The sequence below is a fragment of the Pontibacter deserti genome (genome assembly GCF_023630255.1).
Classification (GTDB): domain Bacteria; phylum Bacteroidota; class Bacteroidia; order Cytophagales; family Hymenobacteraceae; genus Pontibacter; species Pontibacter deserti.
Genome location: NZ_JALPRS010000001.1, coordinates 1,469,850 through 1,492,916, shown reverse-complemented (window position 1 = coordinate 1,492,916; position 23,067 = coordinate 1,469,850). Strand labels below are relative to the sequence as shown.

The 23,067-nt window shown below is 44.6% G+C and carries 20 protein-coding genes; 10 read left to right on the top strand and 10 right to left on the bottom strand.

Annotated elements, in window-relative coordinates:
- The first annotated feature begins 2 nt into the window (after nt 1–2).
- The 3 genes from MJ612_RS06440 (at nt 3) to xth (ending at nt 4,186) form a co-directional block, all read left to right on the top strand.
- Nucleotides 3–1,022 (top strand): LLM class flavin-dependent oxidoreductase, encoded by a 1,020-nt coding sequence (locus MJ612_RS06440; protein ID WP_187030564.1) that lies wholly within the window; start codon nt 3–5, stop codon nt 1,020–1,022.
- 331 nt (nt 1,023–1,353) lie between these two features.
- Nucleotides 1,354–3,120, top strand: coding sequence for an APC family permease (locus tag MJ612_RS06435; RefSeq protein ID WP_187030562.1), 1,767 nt, complete (start codon nt 1,354–1,356; stop codon nt 3,118–3,120).
- Nucleotides 3,121–3,412: 292 nt separating this feature from the next.
- Nucleotides 3,413–4,186 (top strand): exodeoxyribonuclease III, encoded by a 774-nt coding sequence (gene xth / locus MJ612_RS06430; protein ID WP_187030560.1) that lies wholly within the window; start codon nt 3,413–3,415, stop codon nt 4,184–4,186.
- A 55-nt stretch (nt 4,187–4,241) separates the two neighbouring features.
- Here the strand turns inward: xth and MJ612_RS06425 are convergent, their stop codons facing one another.
- Nucleotides 4,242–6,077, bottom strand: coding sequence for an AMP-dependent synthetase/ligase (locus MJ612_RS06425; protein WP_250419074.1), 1,836 nt, complete (start codon nt 6,075–6,077; stop codon nt 4,242–4,244).
- 373 nt (nt 6,078–6,450) lie between these two features.
- Between MJ612_RS06425 and MJ612_RS06420 the strand changes: the two genes are divergently transcribed.
- The 3 genes from MJ612_RS06420 to MJ612_RS06410 all read left to right on the top strand — a co-directional run bounded on the left by MJ612_RS06420 (nt 6,451) and on the right by MJ612_RS06410 (nt 8,747).
- The gene (locus MJ612_RS06420) at nt 6,451–6,966 is read left to right on the top strand and encodes a DUF4136 domain-containing protein (RefSeq protein WP_250419073.1); all 516 of its coding nucleotides are present in this window, start codon (nt 6,451–6,453) and stop codon (nt 6,964–6,966) included.
- 217 nt (nt 6,967–7,183) lie between these two features.
- Nucleotides 7,184–7,606, top strand: coding sequence for an EamA family transporter (locus MJ612_RS06415; protein ID WP_187030556.1), 423 nt, complete (start codon nt 7,184–7,186; stop codon nt 7,604–7,606).
- Nucleotides 7,607–8,144: 538 nt separating this feature from the next.
- Complete coding sequence (locus MJ612_RS06410) at nt 8,145–8,747, top strand: hypothetical protein (RefSeq protein ID WP_187030554.1); 603 nt, start codon at nt 8,145–8,147, stop codon at nt 8,745–8,747.
- Nucleotides 8,748–9,017: 270 nt separating this feature from the next.
- Here MJ612_RS06410 and MJ612_RS06405 read toward each other — a convergent pair whose 3' ends face one another.
- The gene (locus MJ612_RS06405; protein WP_187030552.1) at nt 9,018–9,626 is read right to left on the bottom strand and encodes a c-type cytochrome; all 609 of its coding nucleotides are present in this window, start codon (nt 9,624–9,626) and stop codon (nt 9,018–9,020) included.
- Nucleotides 9,627–9,866: 240 nt separating this feature from the next.
- Complete coding sequence (locus MJ612_RS06400) at nt 9,867–10,574, bottom strand: pseudouridine synthase (protein ID WP_187030550.1); 708 nt, start codon at nt 10,572–10,574, stop codon at nt 9,867–9,869.
- Between the two features lie 229 nt (nt 10,575–10,803).
- Between MJ612_RS06400 and MJ612_RS06395 the strand changes: the two genes are divergently transcribed.
- Nucleotides 10,804–11,718 (top strand): cyanophycinase, encoded by a 915-nt coding sequence (locus MJ612_RS06395; protein WP_187030548.1) that lies wholly within the window; start codon nt 10,804–10,806, stop codon nt 11,716–11,718.
- 337 nt (nt 11,719–12,055) lie between these two features.
- Here the strand turns inward: MJ612_RS06395 and MJ612_RS06390 are convergent, their stop codons facing one another.
- From MJ612_RS06390 to MJ612_RS06380, 3 genes are all read right to left on the bottom strand, one after another.
- Nucleotides 12,056–13,195 carry an efflux RND transporter periplasmic adaptor subunit gene (locus MJ612_RS06390; RefSeq protein ID WP_187030546.1) on the bottom strand — a complete coding sequence of 380 codons (1,140 nt, stop codon included), beginning with the start codon at nt 13,193–13,195 and terminating at the stop codon, nt 12,056–12,058.
- Nucleotides 13,196–13,199: 4 nt separating this feature from the next.
- Complete coding sequence (locus MJ612_RS06385; protein ID WP_187030544.1) at nt 13,200–17,573, bottom strand: CusA/CzcA family heavy metal efflux RND transporter; 4,374 nt, start codon at nt 17,571–17,573, stop codon at nt 13,200–13,202.
- Between the two features lie 131 nt (nt 17,574–17,704).
- Nucleotides 17,705–17,971 (bottom strand): hypothetical protein, encoded by a 267-nt coding sequence (locus MJ612_RS06380; RefSeq protein WP_187030542.1) that lies wholly within the window; start codon nt 17,969–17,971, stop codon nt 17,705–17,707.
- A gap of 280 nt (nt 17,972–18,251) precedes the next feature.
- Between MJ612_RS06380 and MJ612_RS06375 the strand changes: the two genes are divergently transcribed.
- From MJ612_RS06375 to MJ612_RS06365, 3 genes are all read left to right on the top strand, one after another.
- Nucleotides 18,252–18,560, top strand: a complete 309-nt coding sequence (locus MJ612_RS06375; protein ID WP_187030540.1) for a hypothetical protein — start codon at nt 18,252–18,254, stop codon at nt 18,558–18,560.
- Nucleotides 18,561–18,767, top strand: a complete 207-nt coding sequence (locus tag MJ612_RS06370; protein WP_187030538.1) for a hypothetical protein — start codon at nt 18,561–18,563, stop codon at nt 18,765–18,767. It begins immediately after the preceding gene.
- A 227-nt stretch (nt 18,768–18,994) separates the two neighbouring features.
- On the top strand, nt 18,995–19,171 hold the full coding sequence (locus MJ612_RS06365) for an ATP-binding protein (RefSeq protein WP_187030536.1): 177 nt from the start codon (nt 18,995–18,997) through the stop codon (nt 19,169–19,171).
- 130 nt (nt 19,172–19,301) lie between these two features.
- On the opposite strand, the gene MJ612_RS06360 is transcribed toward MJ612_RS06365, so the two are convergent.
- From MJ612_RS06360 to MJ612_RS06345, 4 genes are all read right to left on the bottom strand, one after another.
- On the bottom strand, nt 19,302–19,739 hold the full coding sequence (locus MJ612_RS06360) for a hypothetical protein (RefSeq protein WP_187030534.1): 438 nt from the start codon (nt 19,737–19,739) through the stop codon (nt 19,302–19,304).
- Nucleotides 19,740–20,250: 511 nt separating this feature from the next.
- A complete protein-coding gene (locus MJ612_RS06355) occupies nt 20,251–21,018 on the bottom strand; it encodes an MBL fold metallo-hydrolase (RefSeq protein WP_187030532.1) in 768 nt (255 codons plus the stop codon).
- Nucleotides 21,019–21,077: 59 nt separating this feature from the next.
- Nucleotides 21,078–21,965 (bottom strand): AraC family transcriptional regulator, encoded by an 888-nt coding sequence (locus tag MJ612_RS06350; protein WP_187030531.1) that lies wholly within the window; start codon nt 21,963–21,965, stop codon nt 21,078–21,080.
- A gap of 511 nt (nt 21,966–22,476) precedes the next feature.
- Nucleotides 22,477–22,689, bottom strand: a complete 213-nt coding sequence (locus tag MJ612_RS06345) for a hypothetical protein (protein WP_187030529.1) — start codon at nt 22,687–22,689, stop codon at nt 22,477–22,479.
- Between the last annotated feature and the right edge of the window lie 378 nt (nt 22,690–23,067).

Sequence of the window (23,067 nt, the reverse complement as noted above, 5' to 3'; positions counted from 1 at the left end):
GCATGGAATTCGGATATTGGTTACCGGTTTTCGGCGGCTGGCTGCGCAACGTGGAAGAGGAAAGCATGGCCCCGGACTGGGACTATGTAAAAAAGCTGGCACAACGCAGCGAAGACTGGGGCTATAGTCTTTCTCTTATCGCTGAGTTGTTCCTGAACGATATTAAAGGAGAGCAGGCTCCCTCTCTTGAGGCATGGTCTACGGCTGCGGCACTGGCGGCAGTTACCGAAAAACTGGAGATAATGGTGGCTGTGCGCCCTACGTTCCATAACCCGGCTATACTTGCCAAACAAGCTGCCAACATTGCCCGGATCAGTGGCGACAGGCTTTCGTTAAATGTGGTGTCGTCGTGGTGGAAGGATGAAGCAACTAAGTATGGCCTTCACTTTGAAGAGCATGATGACCGCTATGCCCGCACAAAAGAGTGGCTGGATATTGTAACCAATGTATGGGAGCAGGATCATTTCTCTTACCAGGGTAAATACTATCAGGTAGAGAACAATGTGTTACAGCCAAAGCCAAAGAAAAAGCCATTTATATATGCCGGAGGTGAGTCGGAAGCGGCCAAGACCCTGATAAGCACGCAATGCGATGGTTATGTAATGCATGGCGATTCTCCTGAGCTGATAGGCAAGCGCATTGAGGATATGAAACGCCGACGCGATGCCCTAGGGTTACCACCTATGAAGTTTGGTGTGGCAGCTTATAGTATAGTTCGCGACTCAGACCAGGAAGTGAAAAAGGAATTTGATCGCATTACCAATGTAAAGGAATCTGCAGCCGGGTTTAAAAACCTGGAGCAGTGGGTATCAGGCACGCAACTGGAGCGCCAGCTTACCCTGCAGGATTATTCTGTTTCAAACAGGGGACTACGTTCCGGGCTGGTAGGTACGCCAGCCCAGGTGCAGGACCGCATCGCCGAATTTGAGGCTGTTGGTGTAGACTTTTTCCTGTTACAATGCAGCCCTCAGATCGAAGAAATGGAGCGCTTCTCTGAATCTATCATAAATGTTATTGCCTAAACTTATCATCTGAGCTAAGCAAGGAAACCGAACAAGATTATACTTATAGTTTAACCCTGCTCAAACCTTTCCTTTGCTGACGCACCTGAACAAACCTTTACTAATCTATACTACCTTCCCCTGCCGCTTAACCTACGGCAGGGATTTTTATTTAAACCTACCTGATGTAGCTAACCCATTCTTCGATCATAGTAAGGCTATACCTTAAACTCCGTACCTGAAGCAGATCGTGCTGCTGTTGATACCCTAGTTAAAATGTGAGCAAGTACAGTATGCTCAACATCTTTCTGATAGAAGCTCGTATACTGCATATAACTCTTGAAAATGATTTATGAATGAGGTTTCTACTGCTTCAGCAACAACGGTACAGCACCCTAAATTAAAAGAACTGGCTGCTACAGCCATTTGCGGAAACGATATCACGTCTTCCTGTTTATATGTTTCGGCGCTGGCTATTATTTATGCAGGGCAGTATGCATGGGTGGCACTGCTGATGGTAGGTGGGGTTCTCTATTTATTCCGGAGTATCTATGGTGAAGTAGTGGGAGCTTTGCCGCTAAACGGCGGAGCTTACAATGCATTACTAAACACAACCAGCAAAAGCACAGCCTCGCTGGCTGCCTGCCTTACTCTGCTTTCCTATATGGCCACCGCTGTTATTTCGGCAAGTGAGGCCATGCATTATGTGCACCACCTTTGGGAAGGGCTACCTATTATTTATGCTACTATTGCTTTGCTAGCGCTTTTTATGGGGCTAACCATAATGGGTATCGGCGAATCTTCTATAGTGGCCATCATTATCTTCATCACGCATATTTCCACCTTAACCCTGTTATTGATAGTCGGGTTTTTCTTCCTTTTTACACATGGTTTTGATACGCTTACTCTTAATTACAGCCAGCCTTTGGAAGGGAGTATCTGGAGGGCCTTGTTCTTCGGTTTCGCGGCTGCCATGCTGGGTATATCCGGGTTTGAGAGCTCGGCTAACTTTGTGGAGGAACAGGAGCAGGGCGTATTCCCTAAAACCTTGCGTAATATGTGGCTGGCAGTTACCATCTTTAATCCTTTAACTGCTTTTCTGGCCATTGCCATACTGCCATTACCTGCTGTAAAAGAAAACCAGACTGCTTTATTGGCTTATATGGGTGAGGTAGCAGGCGGAGATTGGTTAGCTGTTCTGGTATCTATAAACGCTGCCATGGTACTGAGTGGCGCGGTGCTTACTTCCTATGTCGGGGTTACAGGCTTGGTGCAGCGCATGACACTTGACCGCTGCCTGCCACAGTTCCTGTTGACCACAAATAAGAAAGGTTCGGCTTACCTCATCATGATCAGTTTCTTTCTGCTGTGCGTGTCTATACTTCTTATTACAGCTGGCGATATTGGAGCCCTGGCGGGGGTGTACACCATTTCTTTCCTTGCTGTAATGGCATTTTTTGGTATTGGTAATGTTCTGCTCAAGTTTCGCAGAAATCGTCTTCCGCGTCCGGTTCGTGCATCTGGGTTGGTGCTGTTTATTGCTATTTCTGCTGTATTAATGGCCCTAGTAGGTAACGCTATTCTAAACCCGGCTTATGTATGGGTGTTCCTGAAGTATTTTATACCTACTGTGTCGCTGGTGCTTATCATGTTGTTCCGTATAGAGCTGCTCATCTTTTTTGCTTTTCTGGTACGACAGATAGAGCAGCCACTTAAAAAGATCATACCTTTTAAATCCTATACTATAAAACGCCTTATCCATACCATAAGGTCTCAGCAGTTTGTCTTCTTTACAAAAGGAGATAATATAGCCAATATTAACAAGGTGATGCGCTACATTGTTGAAAATGAGCATACTAACCGGATTAAAATTGTTAACGTGCTGAAGGAAGGAGAAGAGCCACCTAAAAGATTGATGCATGAAGTAGAAGTGTTGGATCTGGCCTATCCCGAACTAGTAGTAGATTTTGTCATCATCAGGGGGCATTTCGGTCCGGACCTTATTCAGCAACTGTCAGAAAAGTGGGGCATACCAAAGAATTTTATGTTCATTGGCTCGCCCGGTGATCGGTTCCCCTATGGTTTGCAGGAACTAGGTGGAGTGAGGTTAGTTATTTAAGTTAGTTGTACTATTATAATCAGTCTCTTTTCTAACAGAAAAATCAGGTTTTGAAAAAAATGAGTTTTTGTTTACTACAGGTAATTGATTTTCAAGTATAGCCAGCACAGTCTGTATCACAGGTAACAGTTCTTTCTACTACTTTCATATAAGGTGCACCCTGATACCTGTACAGCGTTAGCAAACAACAAGCCTGAAAGAGATGATTTCTTAATTTATAGCACTAACTGATGTTGTTAAGCGCTGCATACATATAAGCCCCTTTAGTAATATAAGACAACTGCTGACAACTATGAGAATAGCGACCTATAATGTGAATGGTATAAATGCTCGGCTACCTGTCTTACTCCGGTGGTTACAAGAAAAAAAGCCGGATGTGGTATGCTTGCAGGAGCTGAAGGCACCTCAGGAAAAATTTCCGATACAAGTTATTCAGGAAGCTGGTTATAACGCTATCTGGCACGGGCAGAAGAGCTGGAATGGTGTTGCTATACTTACCCACAGTTTGGAGCCGGTAGAAATACGTCATGCATTGCCAGGCGATCCGGATGATATGCAGAGCAGGTATATTGAAGCTGCAGTAAAGGATATCATTGTTGGCTGCTTATACTTGCCAAACGGAAATCCTGCTCCCGGTCCGAAGTTTGATTACAAATTACACTGGTTTGAAAGGTTAGCTACTCATGCGTCTGAACTACTGGCAACTGACAAGCCTGTAATATTGCTCGGTGACTTTAATGTGATACCAACTGAACGGGATGTATACAGGCCAGAACGTTGGCTTGATGATGCCTTATTCAGACAAGAGACCCGTGCTGTTTACCAAAAGCTACTGGAACAAGGGTGGACGGACGCATTACGTAAAATTTATCCTAATGAGCAAATCTATACTTTCTGGGACTACTTCCGCAACGCCTTTGGGCGCAACGCTGGTCTAAGAATCGATCATGTATTGCTTAGCCCACCACTTGTTAACCGGCTTACAGCAGCCGGGGTAGACAGGGAAGTAAGAGCCTGGGAAAAAACGAGCGATCATGCCCCCGTCTGGATAGAGCTGACAGATTAAAGCATTAGTACCAAAACAAGTATAGATAAGATCTGACTTGCAGGGGGTTATAAAGCTAAGATGCCAGATTGGTGTTAGCATACATAGATCCGATCATATCCTCATACTTTTTAACAATTACCCGGCGCTTCAGCTTAAGCGTAGGAGTTAGTTCGCCGTTCTCAATCGTCCACTGGTTTGGCATCAGCACAAACTTTTTTACCTGTTCTACAGGGTTAAACTGTTTGTTATAGTTATTGATGGCATCCCGGATAAGGGCTTTAATCTGTTTGTCGTTTGTTACTGCCTGGTCGCCGGGGTAGGGCTTGCCCTGTTGGGTATACCATTGTTTCAGTGTCTGGAAGGCGGGCACAACAAGCGCACCTACAAACTTTTGCTGTTCGCCAACTACCATGATCTGCTCAATCCAGTCGCTTTCCACCAGTTTGTTTTCGATGGGTTGTGGTGCCACATACTTGCCACCGCTGGTCTTGAAGAGTTCTTTCTTACGGTCTGTTATTTTCAGGAACTTACCATCTACCATAGTTCCAATATCACCTGTGCGCAGCCACTCGCCGTCCATCACTTCAGCAGTCAGGTCAGGGCGCTTGTAGTAACCCATCATCACATTCGGGCCTTTGGCAAGTATTTCACCATCTTCGGCAATTTTCACTTCCACACCGTCCAGCAGCGGACCTACAGTGCCAAACATTCGGCCTGCTTCGTTGTAACGGTTTCCGCTGATGATTGGAGATGTTTCGGTAAGGCCATAACCTTCCTGTATCACAATGCCGGCGGCGGTAAATACTTTTAATAAGCGTATCTGGCAGGCAGCGGCTCCGGTAATAATGGCTTTCAGTTCACCACCCATCGCTTCACGCCATTTACTAAAGATCAGTCTATCTGCCAAAGCTAGTTGCAGTCTGTACGATAGGGGCAGTGGCTTGTTTATTTCAAACTGTTCGGCCAGTTTCAGCGCCCAGAAAAACAGCGTTCGTTTCAGGCCCTTTAGTTCCTTTCCTTTAGCTACAATGCCTTCATATACTTTCTCCAGCAGTCGTGGTACGGTGGTGAATAGGGTGGGCTTAACTTCACGCAGGTTTGCCGAAATCTTATCCATGCCCTTGGCATAGTATATAGAAGTGCCGGAGTAGATAAGGCAGTAGGTTGCCATACGTTCGAAGGCGTGGTTCAAAGGCAGAAAGCTGAGCGCTCTTTTTCCATGTACACCTATTTCCTGAATGATCCTGGCACTGCCAAAAACATTGCTGATCATGTTATGGTGGGAAAGCATCACTCCCTTAGGAATTCCGGTAGTGCCGGAAGTATAAAGTATGGTAGCCAGGTCAGTTTCTAGTACCTGTTCGCGATAATGTTCGAGTTGTGCCAGAACGTCTTCCGTTACATCTGCCAGCAGTTCAGACCAGTGGGGCACAAACTCCACCGGCTTAAATGAATAGATGGTATCAAAACCAGAAAGGTTAGCCTGGATGCGCTCCATTTTCTTATGAAGTAATTTGTCACCCACAAAGGCCATTTTTATACCAGCATCCTGAAGTATAAATTGTAGCTCATTGTCGTTTATGTTTGGGTAAACCGGTACTGAAACTGCCCCGATTTGTTGAATGGCCATGTCCACGAACATCCATTCCGGGCAGTTCTGGCTAATGATTGCGATCTTATCACGACCTTCGATGGTACCGTCGCCGCGGGTAATGCCTGCTGCGAGCAAGCCGGCGCTCAACTGATTTACTTTATGCTGTACTTCCGGAGTGCTATACTTACGCCACTCGCCATTTTCTTTGGCGGCAAACATGTCCTCAAGCGGGAAGTTTTGTAGTTGGTACGTTAGACAATCAAACAGCCGTTTCGGCTCCATCTTCGTCACAATATCCTTATTTTCTGGTTCCATCACCTCTGTTCTGCCGGCAACCACTGGCACCTCCTATATGTGCCTTTACGGTCAATTATAATAGCTGTTTAAAAATGCAAAAGTACAACACGTTTAGTATATTTTAATGCAAACCTGAAACATAAAATGGTAGCAGGTTTAAGGAGGTAAGCCCAAATAGTTCAGCTTCTTTTCTTTATAGTAAAATTTACCTTCTAGGCCATTAAATAGCCAATGTTGTTAAAAGAAGCAGGCTATGGGCGTTAAAAAGTCAATTCAGATAACAGACATCCGAACTATAGATGGAACCGGGCAATGATGGTGGCGTATACATATTTAAGTACAATAACAGAGAATGTTGAACCCTACCTATAAAATATGGCTAGTAAGCTTATTGCTTATACTGTGCTCAGCAGCATGTTCGCCTGTCAGGGTGCTTGACCACGAAGCAGATACAGGTTTTAGCCTCAGTAAATATAAAACCTTCGGGTTTTATGAAATTGAAGCAAACGGCGATACCCTGAAACCATATAGAACCCAGCTTAATTACCTGGAGCAGGAGTTAGTACAGCAATTGCAGCAACGTGGTCTTCAGCAGAGTTCCTCATCCCCAGACCTAAAAATTAATCTCGGACTAGTTTTAGCAGAAAAAGTGCAGACGCGCCAGACAAATTTCACGAATGATGCCCCTTTATACTTTGGCGAGCGACATTATACCTGGAAAAGTGAAGAGGTAGTTGTAAGAAAGTATAAACAGGGCACGCTTTCGCTGCATCTGGTTGATAACACAACAAATAAACTGGTATGGCACGGTGCAGCCGAAGGGGTTTTACCGGAAGATAATACAACCAAACTGCAGGAACGGATCAGGACAGGAGTAAGGGAATTAGTACAGAAAATTCCATTGTAATGATGCGTTGCAGGCTGGTACTTTAGAGCGCTATACTTTTGTAAGTAATTAATGTTAAGGTCAACTTTTGTTTACTACATAAGATCAACATTACCAGCCTTAGTAGTTGATGTATCACAGCTTACCTGTTACTACTTAATATTTTTTAAGAAAGCTGGCAGTTGTAAAGCAAACATGCTGTACTATTGCAGGATGAAAAAAAGAATCTTACAAAAGTATGGAGCCCTGGCTTAGTTATGCATTGATCGCCATGCTCACAGGAGGTGTAGCGATGGTATTTGCTAAGATGGGCATGGGCGGCGCTGATGAGCATGTAGCGCTGGTAATAAGAACTGGGGTTTTGTTTGCGATGGTGGTGGCCAATGCCTGGTATGCCGGTGCGCTAAAGGGTCTGCGCGTAATTGATAATAAAACGCTTACATGGTTTATACTTGCCGGCGCCTGCACCGCCGTTTACTGGATCTTATACTTTAAAGCTATCAAAACAGCAGATGTTTCTGTAGTGGCTACCATAGACCGGGCCGGTATCATTATTACTGTATTGCTTTCTTACTTCCTGTTAAAAGAGCCACTCACACCAAGACTGTTGCTTGGCATGGGAACAATACTGGCTGGCACTTTAATTCTGATCTGGAAATAACTTATGCCACGAAGTTCAAACAGGATGCTCTCTGGCTTAAACGCTGAAAAGTGATTTTTCAATTAAGTAGATTATGCCTTAAAGAGCCCTGTTATTGCTCGAACACTGTCGCAGACCTCATCAAATTCACGATATAACGGAAACATATTACCAGATCATCCGCACCTGGAAAGCCAGCATTTCGAAACCAATTCTGCAGTTCTGTCATCCGTTTTGTAATAGGCTGTTGATATATTAAAAATTGCACAGCTTCTTTTATTCTGCAGTCACCCCTGAGATCATACCTTTTACTAAACACAAGATCTTGTTCGCCTGATAAACCTCCCTTTTCAGCCTTTGCCCTAGTTGTAAAATGCTGTATGATCCAAAATCAAGTTAAATTGGTTTTGCTGCTTTAGTGTGTTGTAAATAGCTATATTTCAGAAAGTTATACCTATATATATAAAACGAACTAGTGGCTGCAGCGTTAGATATAGTATAAATAATGCAATAAATATACTGGGCATTTTATCTAACTATAATATGGAGGACTATTACCATGAAACACTTTTTTCTATTAACAGCTTTAGTATTTATTATTACAGGGAGCGCACTAGCACAAGACGAAACAGATATACAGCTACCTGAAACCTCAGCTGGTGTAGCCGATGAATCTATCCGGAAAGGCAATTGGCTCGTGGGTGCGAGTATTGCCTCAACTGGTTACAATTTCAGTACCGACACCTACAGTTTATTGGTCAACCCGAAAGCAGGTTACTTCTTTGGTCAGAATATAGCGATAGGTGGTGAAGTTATTCTAGGTTTAGATGCTTTTGACGGGGGCACAAATTTTCAGTATGGTTTAACTCCATTCATGCGCTACTACTACACACAAGGTGGCGGCCCATCCGGACGCATTTTCCAGGAAATCGTTTTTGGCTTTGCCGGTAGCTCCACTGAAGACAGCGATGATGATGAACCTCTTTCAGTATTGGCCGGTATACGCTTTGGGTATGCGCATTTTGTAGCACGCAATGTATCTATAGAACCTATCATTGGTTATACTTATTCAAAAGCTGACGTTGACCTGGAGTCAGGTGGAGGTGGTATAGCGCTTTCTTTAGGTTTCCAGATATACCTGCCAGGCAAAGCTAACCGTTAATTGCTATCGAAACATTAAGTAAAGCAAAGACTTCTGGAAAGCCATAGTTCATTTACTTTTTAGGTTATACTTTAAATAGCAACACTAAGAAAACCGCTTATTTTCAACAAGCCTTTAAATTGGTTTAAAGCAGGAATTATCAGCTAACTATTAAGTCTCTGATTCTAAGTACCTCATAGTGTGTTTGCGGTCAGGTGCGTGTATCATTGTAATACATGAGTAAATAGCCACTATACCTGCACAGGCAAGCGAGTATTTGTGCCAGAAGTGCTACTTACCAGACGCAGCAGCTAAAGGAGGTTGTGGAGCTGGAACCACGTTTTTTATGGGTTTCGTGGATTTAAGATAAGCAAATACAGCTTTCAGTTCTTCATCTGTCATGTTTCTGTACATATCCCAGGGCATTGGTGGCAGTAACATTCTCGAAGACTCCAGCCCTTTATGCTTTCCTTGCCTTATGGCCGTAATAAAATGTTTTTCTGTCCAGTTGCCGATTCCGGTAGCATCAGATGTTAAATTGGCTGCATAAGAAATTCCCCATGGTCCCGCCCAGGCTGTTAGCGTTTGTGTTACAATAAGCCCTTTACTTTCCAACAGTTTTCGGTCTATAGCTGGCGGCGGCAGTTTAGCCGGGTGCCCTGACAAGGCTCTGGAGTAATCCATTTCCATACCTTTATCTGTCATTTTTTTTGGTGTATGGCAATCATGGCATGCCGAAATAAGAACAAGGTGTTCGCCCAGGTCGATCTGCTCTTGAATTCGTTGCTGAGAATTGGCAGTTTTTAACTCTTTTTTAACTTGCTGGTTTTCGGCAAAAGGTTTAACAAGCATCAGTACCGAAAAGATAACAATAGATGTAAGAAGGAGTAATGTTTTCATAGTTGTAAGGTTTTAGGTGGGGAGGGAGGTTAAGTAAACAGTATTACCTAATTTACTTATTTTCTGAGTGAGTAAGAATTAAAAAAGGTATTACTGAGTAAACACAATGCTGACTTGTGCTAAGAATGTATTTTTACTGGTACAGAACTTTGTAAGATTAACATATACAAAGTATAGCTGCCACTGCTGTTGCGTAAGCTGTAAACCTGTAAGGTGTATCGGACTTAAGTATAAAGCTGCTTAGTTAGAAACCTGCTGAATTAAATTGCTGATTTCTGACTGATTTAGATAGCGCCATTCCCCGGGAGGTAGATTTCCCAGTTCAAGAGTGATGATGCGTGTACGCACTAGTTTCTCCACCTGGTAACCAAGCTTATAACACATTCTCCTGATCTGCCGGTTAAGTCCCTGATTCAGAATAATATTAAACGTAATGTCATCTACCTGTCTAACTATAGCGGGGCGTGTTTTTTTTCCCATAATAACTATACCAGTGGCTAGACAATTAATAGCGTGCTGTGTTAAAGGTTTATCAACGGTTACGACGTATTCTTTTTCCTGGTGCTTTTCTGCGTGAAGTATCTTAAATGAAGTTCTTCCATCGTTAGTGAGCAGCATAAGCCCTTCCGATGCCTTGTCCAGCCTTCCGACAGGAAATACACTATGCGAAAAGTCTAAAGCATTTAAGAGGTTGTTTTCTATCTGAGCGTTCATCGTGGATTCTATACCACGTGGTTTATGATAGGCTATGTAAACGTTTTTTCTCGCTTCTTTTATAACCTGATCATCCACCTGTACTTCATCCTCTGGTAACAGCACCTGGTTTAATGTTCCGGGTTTGCCGTTTACCAGCACTCTTCTTGTTAGAATATAATGGATTGCAACTTTATTGGATAAGTTTAATTTCTGAACTATAAAATATTTGAGAGAGGAATTAAGAGCTTTCATTTACAACAGAAAAGCAGAATATGAATATCAGGTGCGACTACGGAAGTGTAAATTAACAAAGACTTCTTAGTTTTAGTTGGTTTATTACTTTTTAAAATCTGTAAGTATAAGCGGTTTAGTAAAGAAAGAATCATTTGTCAGCAAATAAAGCCAGAGCGCAAACCTCTGTAGCGACAGGAAGTATAAGGTATATTGCTGACAAGCAGCACCCTAAACCACAGCAGGAAGTATGGCAGTAAAACATAAATCTCCGAAAAAGAAAACAGATCATTTGGGCTTACCCATACCCCAGGGCATATTGCTGGCTATAGGCGGAAAAGAAAGCAAGAGCGAAGAAAAGCGTCCTGAGTCGCAGGAGGAAAACTCCAGCTTTATCAGCGAGCAGATACTAAAGCGCTTTGTAGAAGAACTCAAAGGAGATAATCCGCTGGTGGTGGTGGTGCCGGCCGCCTCCAGCGATCCTGTACCGGCAGCACAGGACTATGTGAAGTTATTCAAAAGCCTTGGTGTTAATAACGTGAAAGTAGTGGATATAGAAACCCGCCAGGATGCCAAAGACCCGGAGAACATAAAACTGGTCGATAAAGCTGCCGGCATTATGTTTACCGGCGGAGACCAGCTACGGCTTACTTCTATACTGGGCGGAAGCCCTTTCCTGGAGCGCATCAAACAACGCTACACCAAAGAACGGATAGTGGTAGCCGGTACCAGTGCGGGAGCTTCGGCCATGTCTACCAACATGATCTACAAAGGAGAAGCACAAGGGGGCATGCTGAAAGACGAGGTAAGCTCCACTGCCGGGCTGGACCTGCTTAAAAACGTAGCCATTGATACCCACTTCATCGACCGGGGCCGCATCATCCGCATGGCGCAGGTGGTGGCGCAGAACCCGGCCTGCATCGGCATTGGCCTGGAAGAAGACACGGCTATACTGGTAAAGAACGGAAGAGAAATAGAAGTGGTAGGCAGCGGGCTGGTCACCATTCTCGATGGCATGGACATCAGCAAGACCGATATCTACGACATAAAACCAGGCGATCCGTTTTCCATTTTTGACCTGAAGATGCACCTGCTGGGCAATGGTAAAACTTACACTATTCCTGCCTTTAACGAGGATAAAAGCGACGGAAAAGACCTGAAATAATGTATTTAACGACTAGCAGGAAAGTATAAACGTAACCTGCTGCGGAGACAAACTGAAAACTTTCGGTTTGGGTTTAACTTTTACTGAATAGGCAGGAAGGTAGTTAGTTAGTTCTGGAGTCGCTTCTTATGTTGAGGATTGGCTTTATTTATAGATAGCCTGCAGCAATGAGCTTATACTTCGATGGATTCAAATGTAAGTAGGAAGATTATTTGCAAAGTATAGGAGCATGTAAAAACATCAAAATGCCTGGTTTAGACCTGCAAAAGTCTGGTGGGTATATCTTCTTTTTCCGACGAAGCCCCTGATCAAGTACCCTTAATACATTGCAGATTACCTACTCTTCTTCCTTATTTTTCAGTTTCATGAGCAGGGTATAGGCGCTGCGGGTTACATAGGTCTGGTTTTCGGGGTTTATAGTTTGGCCAGGAACCAGAGCCGTAAAACCATGTTCGGAGGCGGCGGTCTGTGCTTCCATCATTTCAAAAACGCCGCTGTCGCGGGCTGCGAAGATGTACTGCTTGTTACCATAGCGAACAATGGCATCTTCAGGCAAGGTATAGGCTTCTTTGATTTGTACTTCAATCTCCGCGTTCATAAACATGCCGGGCACCAGCGAAGGGTCTTCTTTTTCCAGGTGGCAGTGTACTTCTACAGCGCGGTCGTCTGTTACATCTTTACCAATGTAAATGATCTTTCCGGGATACTTCTTCTCAGGCTGATTGGCGCGGTAAGCCACCACCCGCTGCCCTATCTCCAGCTTGTCCAAGTCCTTTTCAAAAACAGTAAGCATCAGGTGCAGGTCGCGTGGGTCTACCAAATCAAAAAGCACATCGGTAGGCACCACATACTTGCCAATATTTACATTTACTTTGGTTACGTAGCCATCAATAGGGGAATAGAGCCTGAGGGTGCGGGTGAGGTTATTTTCGGTGAGGCGGTTCGGGTTAATGCCTACCATGCGCAGTTTTTCGCTCAGGGCTTTCAGCAATACCTGCTGGCTTTGGTATTCGGACTGAGTTTGCTGGTATACTTTGTCGCTGGTGGCTTTGCTCTGGTTCAGTTCGCGCTGGCGGGTGTACTCCCTGCTCAGGTAGCCAAGTCTGGCTTTGGCCGTCAGGAAATCCTGTTGCAGTTGTATGTATGCCTGGTCTTCCAGTTCAGCCATCAGTTGTCCTTTTTTAAGGTGCATGCCGGGCAGCAGGCTTGTCTTTTTCAGGTATCCGCCCAAAGGAACACTCACCGAAACCATACTTTGTGGCGGAGCTTCCATTACGCCGTTTACCTGCAATACCGATGCAATTTTCTTTAATTCGGCTTTACCGGTAACTACACCCGCATTTTTTATCTGGGCGGGGGTAAGCTGCACCAGGTTAGTTTCCTGCGGTTTTTCGGAAACAGTAGATCCTGCAGGTTGTTCAGAACTGCAGCCAGCCAGCATAGCGGTTACAAAACATATATAGCTTAACTTCTTCATAGCATCATTGGCTTCCGGTCAGGGCTTTAATTTCAAGTATGGTTTGGTTATAGTTTCGCACGGCATCCAGGTAACTGGTTTGTAGCCCGATAGCCTGGTTAGTGAGCAGTACCCATTCCAGGTAATCAATTTCGCCACCTCTGAACTGTTCATCAGCTGTTTTAATAATAGACCTGGAATTTGGTAATGCGATTTGCTCGTAATAAGCAAGGTTTTCGGTAGCTATCTGGTACTGCGCTATGGCTTTGTGCAACTGCAGTTCCAGCGAGCGTTTGCCGGCATTATAACTGTTTAGGGTGGTTTGTTCCTGTATCCTAGCAGCCTGTACCCGGGCTTTCTGCGCCCCATAAAACAGCGGAATGCCTACACCCACTTCCACAGAGGTAAACCTGTCTGATGAAGTATAATTTTGTTCCACGCCATCTACATTTTGTATGCCTTTTATACTTTGGTTGTTGTAGCCTAGCTGCAGGTCGGGGAGGAGGCGGGACCGCTCTGCTTTTGTGCTGGCCTGGCTAACCTGTTGCTGTTGCTGCAATAGTTTTAAATAAGGGTGTGTACTTATAGTTGCTGAGTCGTTGGGTATGGCTATATCCAGTTTTAGCGGGCCCGCAGCGGGTAAATAAACGGTATCGGTGTTTAGCGCTAGCTGGAATAGTTGCTGAAGATCTGCCAGTTGCTGTTGCAGTTCTTTTAATTGCAGCCCTACCTGACCGCGCTGTGTCTGGGCGGTATTTTTTTCGAGGATATTGCTAGAACCCAGTTTAAAACGAAGTTCGGCAGTACGTAAAAATTCTTTGTACAGGCTGTCGGCGCGTAGCAGTAAGTGCTGTTTTTCGCGAACATACAGTAGCTCATAGTACAGTTGCGTTACCTGCCATTGCAGTTCAAAATCTGTCAGTTCTGCCTGCAACACGCCCTGTTGCCATTCCTTTTTCAGCAGTTGCTTTTGCCGGGTATATACCGTCGGGAATTTTATACTTTGGGACATGTTAAAGCGGGTGTCCTTGTAGGTGCTGTTTATCTGCCCATACTCTCCGGTTACTGTAGTCTGGGGTATGTCCCAGGCGGTGCCCTGTAACTTTTGCAAAGTATTGGCCTGCAGTCGCTCGTTTTGTAGTTGATGGTTTTGTTTCCGGGCTTTGGTTATGGCCTGCTCTAAGGTTATAGGCTGTTGTGCCGATGCCAGGTTCGATAAAAGCAATAGTAGCAGTATAATTCCAATGGCTTTTGTTACCGGTGTAGTTGGTTTATCCTCATGGTGGGCAGCTTTCTCGAACAGGATGTAAAGTGATGGCAGCACAAATAACGTAAGCATGGTGGCTACTATCAGCCCTCCAATAACCACAGTCGCTAACGGGCGTTGCACTTCGGCACCTGCTCCCGAGCTGAGCGCCATAGGTAAAAAGCCCAGGCTTGCTACGCTGGCAGTCATTAGTACCGGGCGCAGGCGTGTTTTTGTACCTTCCAGCACGATCTCTTTTAAGCTCATACCACCGGACATCCGCAAGCGGTTAAACTCTGCGATCATCACAATACCGTTCAGCACGGCCACACCAAACAACGCAATAAAACCAACTCCTGCCGAAATACTGAATGGCATACCCCGCAGCCACAGTGCGAAAATGCCCCCGATAGCCGATAAAGGTATTGCAGAGTAAATAAGCAAGCCATAACGCACTGACCGGAAAGCAAAGTATAGCAACAGGAATATCAGCCCCAATGAGACCGGAACTGCTACCGTCAGGCGTTTGCGGGCAGCCTCTAAATTCTCGAATGCGCCGCCATACACTACATAGTAGCCTGGTGGTAACTTTAGCTGCTGTTGTACTTTCTGCTGTAGCTCAGCAACTATACTTTGCACGTCACGGCCACGCACGTTAAAGCCAACTATAATGCGGCGCTTAGCATCTTCGCGCTGTATCTGGTAGGGGCCTTCCTGTAGCTGCACATCAGCAAGCAAGTATAGCGGAACTTGTTGCCCGGCAGGCGTCGGAATAAGTAAGTTCTGCACATCGGACAGGTTCTGGCGCAATTCCCCTTTTAACCGGACCACCAAGTCAAAACGCCGTTCGCCTTCAAACACTAGGCCACTACTCACGCCGGCAAAAGCGGCATTTACGGTGCGGTTTATGTCAGCTATGTTGGTGCCGTATTGGGCAATGGCGGAATGGTTATACTTGATCACGATCTGCGGCATGCCCGTTACAGTTTCTACATACAGGTCTGTGACGCCTTGTACTGTCGTGGCTATCTGGCCCAGTTCTCTTGCATAGTGTGCCAGTGTATCCAGATCTTCGCCAAAAATCTTGCATACCACATCCTGTCGGGCACCAGTCATGAGTTCGTTAAAGCGCATCTGCACCGGGTATTGAAAACCGGCTGTGATACCGGGCACATCCTGCAGGGCTTTGCCCATTTTTTCTGCCAGTTCATCAAAGGTTTTGGCAGAGGTCCATTCTTTTTTAGGTTTTAGTATCACCATCATATCACTGGCTTCCAGTGGCATCGGGTCGGTGGGTATTTCGCCGGAGCCAATCTTGGTAACTACTTTCTCTATTTCCGGGAAACGGTCTAACAATATACCTGCGGCCTGTTGTGTTGATTTTATAGTTGTGTTCAGGTTACTGCCCGTGAGTACGCGGGTATCTACGGCAAAATCGCCTTCTTCCAGGGCAGGTATAAACTCACCACCCAACGATAGTAGAACCAGCACAGCACCTGCAAAAAGTATAACCGCACCGGCAATTATCATTTTAGGGAATTCTATCACACGGCGCAGGTTCTTCTGGTAAAAGTTCTCCACCCTGGCCATCATCCTGTCCGAAAATGTATCCTTGTGGCTGATCTTTTTGCTCAGGAACAGGGCGCTCATCATGGGTACATAGGTTAGCGAAAGTATAGCCGCGCCGATCAGGGCAAATGTAACCGTCTGTGCCATGGGCTTGAACATTTTGCCTTCAATGCCCTGCAACGTAAGTATAGGCAGGTAAACGATGAGGATGATGATCTGCCCGAAAATGGCGCTGTTCATCATGCGGCTCGCCGACTGCTGCACGGTATCATCCATCTGTGCCTGGTCGATGCAGTTGGTAGTGGCAAAGCGCTTGTTAAAATGGAAAGTATGCAGCACGGCTTCCACTATAATCACAGCCCCATCCACTATTAACCCGAAGTCCAGAGCTCCCAGGCTCATCAGGTTACCGCTCACGCCAAAGGTGTTCATCATGGTAACGGCAAACAGCATCGAAAGCGGAATAACGGAAGCAACTATAAGCCCGGCACGCAGGTTACCGAGGAACAGCACCAGCACAAACACCACGATCAGGGCACCTTCCAGCAGGTTTTTCTCAACGGTACTGATGGCGTTATTCACCATTTTGGTTCGGTCAAGGAAAGGCTCTATCACAACTCCTTCTGGTAACGATTCCTGAATCTGGGCAATGCGGGCTTTTACTTCTTTAATTACCTGGTTGCTGTTGGCGCCTTTCAGCATCATTACTACGGCACCGGCCACTTCGCCTTTGTCGTTATAGGTCATGGCCCCGAAGCGGGTAGCATGGCCGTAGCCTACTACCGCCACATCGCGCAGGTATAATGGGGAGCCGCCTGCTGTATTTTTAATGGCTATACTTTCAATGTCCTTTATACTTCCCAGTAGGCCTTCGCTCCGGATAAAAAGCACTGCATCGCCTTTGTGTATGTAAGAGCCGCCGGTGTTCTGGTTGTTGTTCTCCAGTGCTGTAAACACATCGGAAATAGTAAGGCCGTAGGATTTTAACCGCGAAGGGTCTACTGCGATCTCATATTGCTTCAGGTAACCTCCGAAACTGCTTACATCGGCCACACCCGGCACACCTAACAACTGCCTGCGTACGATCCAGTCCTGAATTGTACGCAACTCCATGGCATCATACTTTCCTACATAACTCTCCTTGGGGCGCACCATGTACTGGTAAATTTCTCCCAGGCCAGTCGTTACGGGGCCAAGTTCGGGGCTGCCAACGCCTTCGGGTATCTGTTGCTGCACGGTTTGCAGCCGCTCTGCCACCTGTTGCCGAGCCCAGTACACATCCACGCCTTCCTTAAAAACTATAGTTACCAGCGAAAGGCCAAAACGTGAAAAACTGCGGATCTCTTTTATGCCTGGAATGTTGCTGTTGGCCTGTTCTACCGGAAACGTAATAAGCCGCTCAATGTCGGGGGCACCCAGCGAAGGCGCTACTGTTATTACCTGTACCTGGTTATCGGTTATGTCGGGCACGGCATCAATGGGCAGCCGCGTCACATTATAAACCCCAATCACGATCAGCGCGAATACAAAAAGGCCTATAATGAGCTTGTTCTGTATCGAAAAGGCTATAATTCTGTTCAGCATTATACTTCTCACTAACGATGGCAATTACTCAGATCGACATGCAGCCTTTCAGCACAGGGGTATAATTATTAAACTCTCAAATTTAAAGTCAGTTAGTAAATTTCAGGTTTTATTTTGTCTTAAAGTATGATTTATGTCATGTAAGAACTGCGGTTTACTACTTTTGTCATTCCAACCAGCGAGAGAGATCTGCGACATTCCATACAATAGTACCCATTATCTCTCATTGGCGCTTGAGATGACAGGACTATACTTGCAGGGTTTATACCTGACGCAAGTATAAATTTGGATAGCACTTTTACAACTCGGCCTTCTATACCAAGTACCTTTACCGCTCCACTCACACCGGCGGCAGGCAGGGTTAAAAGCTTCGGTTTTTTTAGCAGTGCAGTGCACATAGGTAATTACCATTAACTTCAGTTGTGGCTTTCCCGTTAGTTTGTTTTAAATATCACTTCATGCGCATATTTATTAACCTGCATCCGGGGAGTGCACCAATTATAATTCGAACATGAAGACAAAACATTTTACCGAGAGCATTACTTCTACTTTTATTGAGCAGGTAAAAGAGTACGCTATTTTGCCATGGACCCTAATAGCATTATAGACACCTGGAACGAAGGTGCAGAATGCATGAAAGCCTATAAAGCTGAAGAGGTTATAGGCTAGTTTAACGTTATGCTTTTTACTGATGAAGACCATACACAGGAAAAGCCGGAACAGGAGCTGAAAGAAGCTAAATCAAGGGAGCAACACCAGTCTGAGGGCTGGCGGCAAAAAAAGATGGTTCCTTGTTCTGGGCCAGTAAAACACTTATGCCGATTTATAACGATAAAAAAAACTCGCGATCTTTCAGACAAAAGCCGCGATGAAGAAGACTTAACCCGTAAATACGATGAACAGGTTAGTACCAACCGTGACCTAGACAACTTTATTTATGCTGCCTCCCACGCCCTGAAAGCGCCTATACTGAACATTGATGGCTAGGTGCAGCGCCTGGTATACTGTCTGGAAGAGAAGAATATACATGACCCCGAACTAAATGAATTAGTCTGTTTTTTCCAAAAGTCTGTAGACAGATTTAAAACAACGATTGAGGATCTGACCAGTATTAGTAAGGTACAGCGGTCTGTTGATGATGAGGATAACCAGGAGCGGGTAGCAGTGCAGGTTGTGTTTGATGAAATAATGTAAGATTTGAAATTATTTTATATCAAGAGTCCAGTTTCCCATGCAAAGTTGATTCAGATTTCAAGATAAGGCAGCTTAAGTTTTCGCGCAAGAACTTCCGGAGCATTTTGTATAACCTGCTGAGTAATGCCATTAAATACCGTTCGCATGATAGCGCATGTGAAATAGGAATTTAAACCTTTGAGGAAGAGGACTGTGTAGTTTTATCTGTAAAAAATAATGGGCTAGGGATGTGTCGGGAAGACCAGGATAAACTATACACCATGTTTAAACGCTTTCACGACCATGTTGAAGGTTCAGGTATCGGGCTTTACATCGTAAAACGTATTGTAGAAAATGCGGGCGGTAAAATAGAAATAACCTCAGAACTAGGTAAAGTTGCTGAGTTTAAGGTATACTTTGGTTAAATGTATTGTACCCATGCCTGATTACCAGCGTACTTCAGTTTTAAAATCAATATCAAAAGTAGTTTTAAAAAAAACAGCCGCTTTATCTGTAGTAGGTAAAGCGGCTGTTTTACGTTATAATAAGTTTATATTAATTACCCAGCCAGGCATTCCATGGGATACGGCTAAGTATAAGTATCAGGCCTAAACCATAGAAAATTGCAATGCTCTTAAAGCCTCTGTTGTCGTTACCGATCTGGCGCTTGGCACGAGAATAACCAATTGTGATCAGGATAACAGCAATAACCATGGTGAGGGGGTGTTCCAAAATGTATAGTCTTGAAATAGAATCACCCATCGCCTCGCCGGAGAAGTTCTTAAAACCCAGTGGTGACACAAAGTATAAAATCAGGCCAATTACCCATTGCAAATGCACCGGAATCAGACCCAGCAGGCCAAGCTTTCGGTCTTTATCACTGAAGGTTTTATTACCCAGCCAACCCATAAGGGCAACTGCAAAACTTATCAGCAGACCAAGCAGCACTAAATAGCTCAGGTAAGAGTGTAGGTGTTGTAATCCTGTATACATGTCTTTAGTTTAGTTGATGTTGGTAGTAAATATAGACATAAATATATTGATTGGTACCTCTTGTTAACCGGATTATTACCGCTTGTGCTTCTTGTAATCAACGATAGCTGTCAGACTTTATTGACCTTGGCTCTATTTTAAGTAGTTAGAAAATTAGTTGGGTGGCGGTAGTGAAGCTCTCTTGAAACTTATTAGCATTATCACTGTAGATCAGAAAAGTGACTATGGATCATAAGTTGTCTTTACTACTAGCAGGGTACATGGAATTAGCCAACTACAAGTAAACCAAAGAAAGCAGGGGAAAATGAAGATTATTGAACGACAAAGGTGAATGGCTTTTTTGTCCTTTCCAGCCTCGTGCAGCAGTTTTTAGCGCAAAAGAAAAAGGGAAAAGCAAATCTGATATTTACTTTTCCCTTTCAGTAGTCCAAAGGATGGAATTATTGAACTATTTGCACAGAGATTTGGCTGCTGTGGAGCGTTATTTTGAAAGGTAAATACAGGTTTGAGACTAGAGCACTATGACTTCACCATCCTGCGGAATGAGCAGTTTGTTTTCTCCGATGTTCAACTCATTTGCCTTTTCACGTAGCGAGTTTCTCGTAGTACGGCAATGGTCGAGTGCATCCATGTGTACAGCTATCACTTTGGCCTCACCACTCTCCTGTATCAATGACATCGTCTGTTCTTCGTCTTTAAGAATAGGCGTTGCTTCAAAGCCAGGGAAAGCAGCGCCACCAGAGTTTGTCACAATGTAATCAGGCCTATATTTTTTAATCGCCTGTTCCACTTCGTCTATCCAAATAGTATCGCCCGCGATATAGATGGTAGGCTGGCTTTCTGCCTTCAGAACAAAACCGGAAACGGTGCCCATTTGCTTCAGAATCTCGCCGCTGCCGTGCTCGCCACCTGTCCTGTGGATGGTGATGCCGTTCCAAACAGTGCTGTCCTGTAAGGTCTCGGAATTAATAAAACTTTCCTTCCGAAAGTATTCCTCGTCGGCAGGCTGGTTGATCAGTTTAATGGATTTACTAAGTGTTTGAATGGCCACTGTATCGAAGTGGTCCGGGTGAGTATGCGTTACCAGCACCAGGTCCACGTCCTTCACAATCTCTTCGATAGACGAAGGTAAATCAACCATCGGGTTTCTTGCCTTGCCGGCCAGCGGATCAAAAGAATCCTTCGGCATCAGCATAGGGTCTACCAGTATCTTCTTACCAGCATAATTGATTACCAGCGTTGCATTTCGGACTAACTGTATACTTGCTCTTGTTGCCATATCGTATTGATTTTAATATTCTTAAATTCAATACAAAGGTAGGGGCGCTGCTCTGGTGCTTAGCTACCAAAGCTATTGACCTTGCTACCATTTTGATAATCTGCAAGGAATTCTGATGTGGTCTGTCCGGTTTGGGTTTTGAAAAAGCGCATCAGATGGTTGGGCTCTGAGAAGTGGAGTTCGTGCGCAATCTCGGCTACTGTTAAACCGGAATGGATCAGGTAATTCTTAATCTCAAAGAGTAGCCGCTGCTTGAGTAAATGCATGGCCGTTACGTTAAACTGCACCTGTACCGCTTTATTTAGCGTGATCCTGCTTATACCTAAGAGCTCCGCATACTCACTGATCCTTTGCTTTTCCTTTATGTGCAGCTCCAGCAGCTTCTTGAACTGGTAGGCATAATTGTTCTCCGGCTTATCGAGTGGGAGGTTGTTTAGCCGGGCGTAATCCCTGTTGAGCTTAAGCAGTAAGTAATAGAGCAGGGAACGGATGAGGTGTTCACTGTCCGGATTGGCATCTCTGAGTTCTGTATGAATTTCGGTTAGGGTACTACAGGCTTTTTGGATATACTCAGCAGTGACCTTCATGCTCAGCGGGTAATCCAGTTGGTAAAAGTATAGCAACCGGTACGTAAACAGCTTGTCAGCAAAGAAGTCGTTGAGGAAATCTTCCTGAAATATAAGAAACGTAAAGTCCAGGTGATCCGGATCAAGCTTCCATTGTCGCTTCTGAAAAGGAGAAATAAAGACAATGGTATTATCGGTAAGCTCTATCTTTCGCTGGTTTAGTACGACAAAACCTTTTGCTTTTCTGAAAATCAGGATCTCAAAGTAATCGGTGTTGTATACTTCTGTGTCGGTGTAGGCTCCTTTTATTTCATTGCCAGAACCTGTCCGAAGCAAGACCTCTACACCACACTTAGTCTTATCAAATCTTATAGTTCTCAATTTCTCTGCCTGCTGTTTTAGCTTTCAGTCATTTAGTGATACGGCGTGTAGGCACTATGGGCCTTGCTGGGCCAAATATAACAGATAAACAGAACTTGTTGGGCGAAAGAGAGTGGATTGCAAACTGGAGCAAGAAGTACGATTTTGTTTCTCGCATGGGAAGACATGACCTTGCCCGAAAGCCTCCTCTAAGAAAACATTAACGTGCAGACTCCTATACTGAAGTGTAGAAGTTGTATTCTATAGGTCAAACAACTTCAGACTCTAACCAAAGGGGAAATTTATCGAACCCAAAAAGCCACTCCATTTGGTATGAAGTGGCTTTTTTACTGTAGTAGACCAAAGGATATAATTATTGAACCAATTACACAGTGATCTTAAATTTTAGAATAGTACTTCCATTAACTTTTAATAGCTAAAATAGTCCCAGATAAAGCGTATACCTCGTGTAGTTTTTTATAAAGTTTACTTGCAGTAGTAGTAAGCTTAGGTAAGCTTTATCCTGCTCAGGTTACTTTGTCTTGAGGGGCCAGCTTTTGTGAACGCTCCCTGGGAAGCTACCAGTTTCTTCGCCTTTGTTGTAGGTAAAGCTCACCTGTGTGATTTCAAAACGGATGTTGTCGGCAGCTGCATAATACTTTTGCCAGCCGCTAAAGTCGAAGCTGTTTCCACTCAGTTCTACCTGGGTTAGGGGCTTTTCCCCATCCATCAGATACAGTTTCATCTTTTCTGCTTTAAAGGTGAAGTCCTTGTTGCAGCTTGGATTATTTCGAACCAGCACGGTCACCTTGCCAGTGGGCAAAGCATCTTCGGCCAGCTTTTGCCGATTGGTATCATAGAGTTCTACAACAGGCTCCCTGCAAGGATCTGTGGCTGTAGCAGCTTGTTGGGCAAAAGAAGCAGTGGTGCTAAACAGCAGCGCGAAAACCAGCAGTAGTTGTTTAATAGGCGTTGTAAATTGATGATTGTGAATAAGTCTAATTACTCAGGATTAAAAGAATAAATACTTCAGGTTAAGTGATAGTTAGCTTTTCCATACGTCATGGTATTCTGAAACCTAGCTTTTGTTGTGTCTAACAACCACTCTACTAAAAGAAAGACT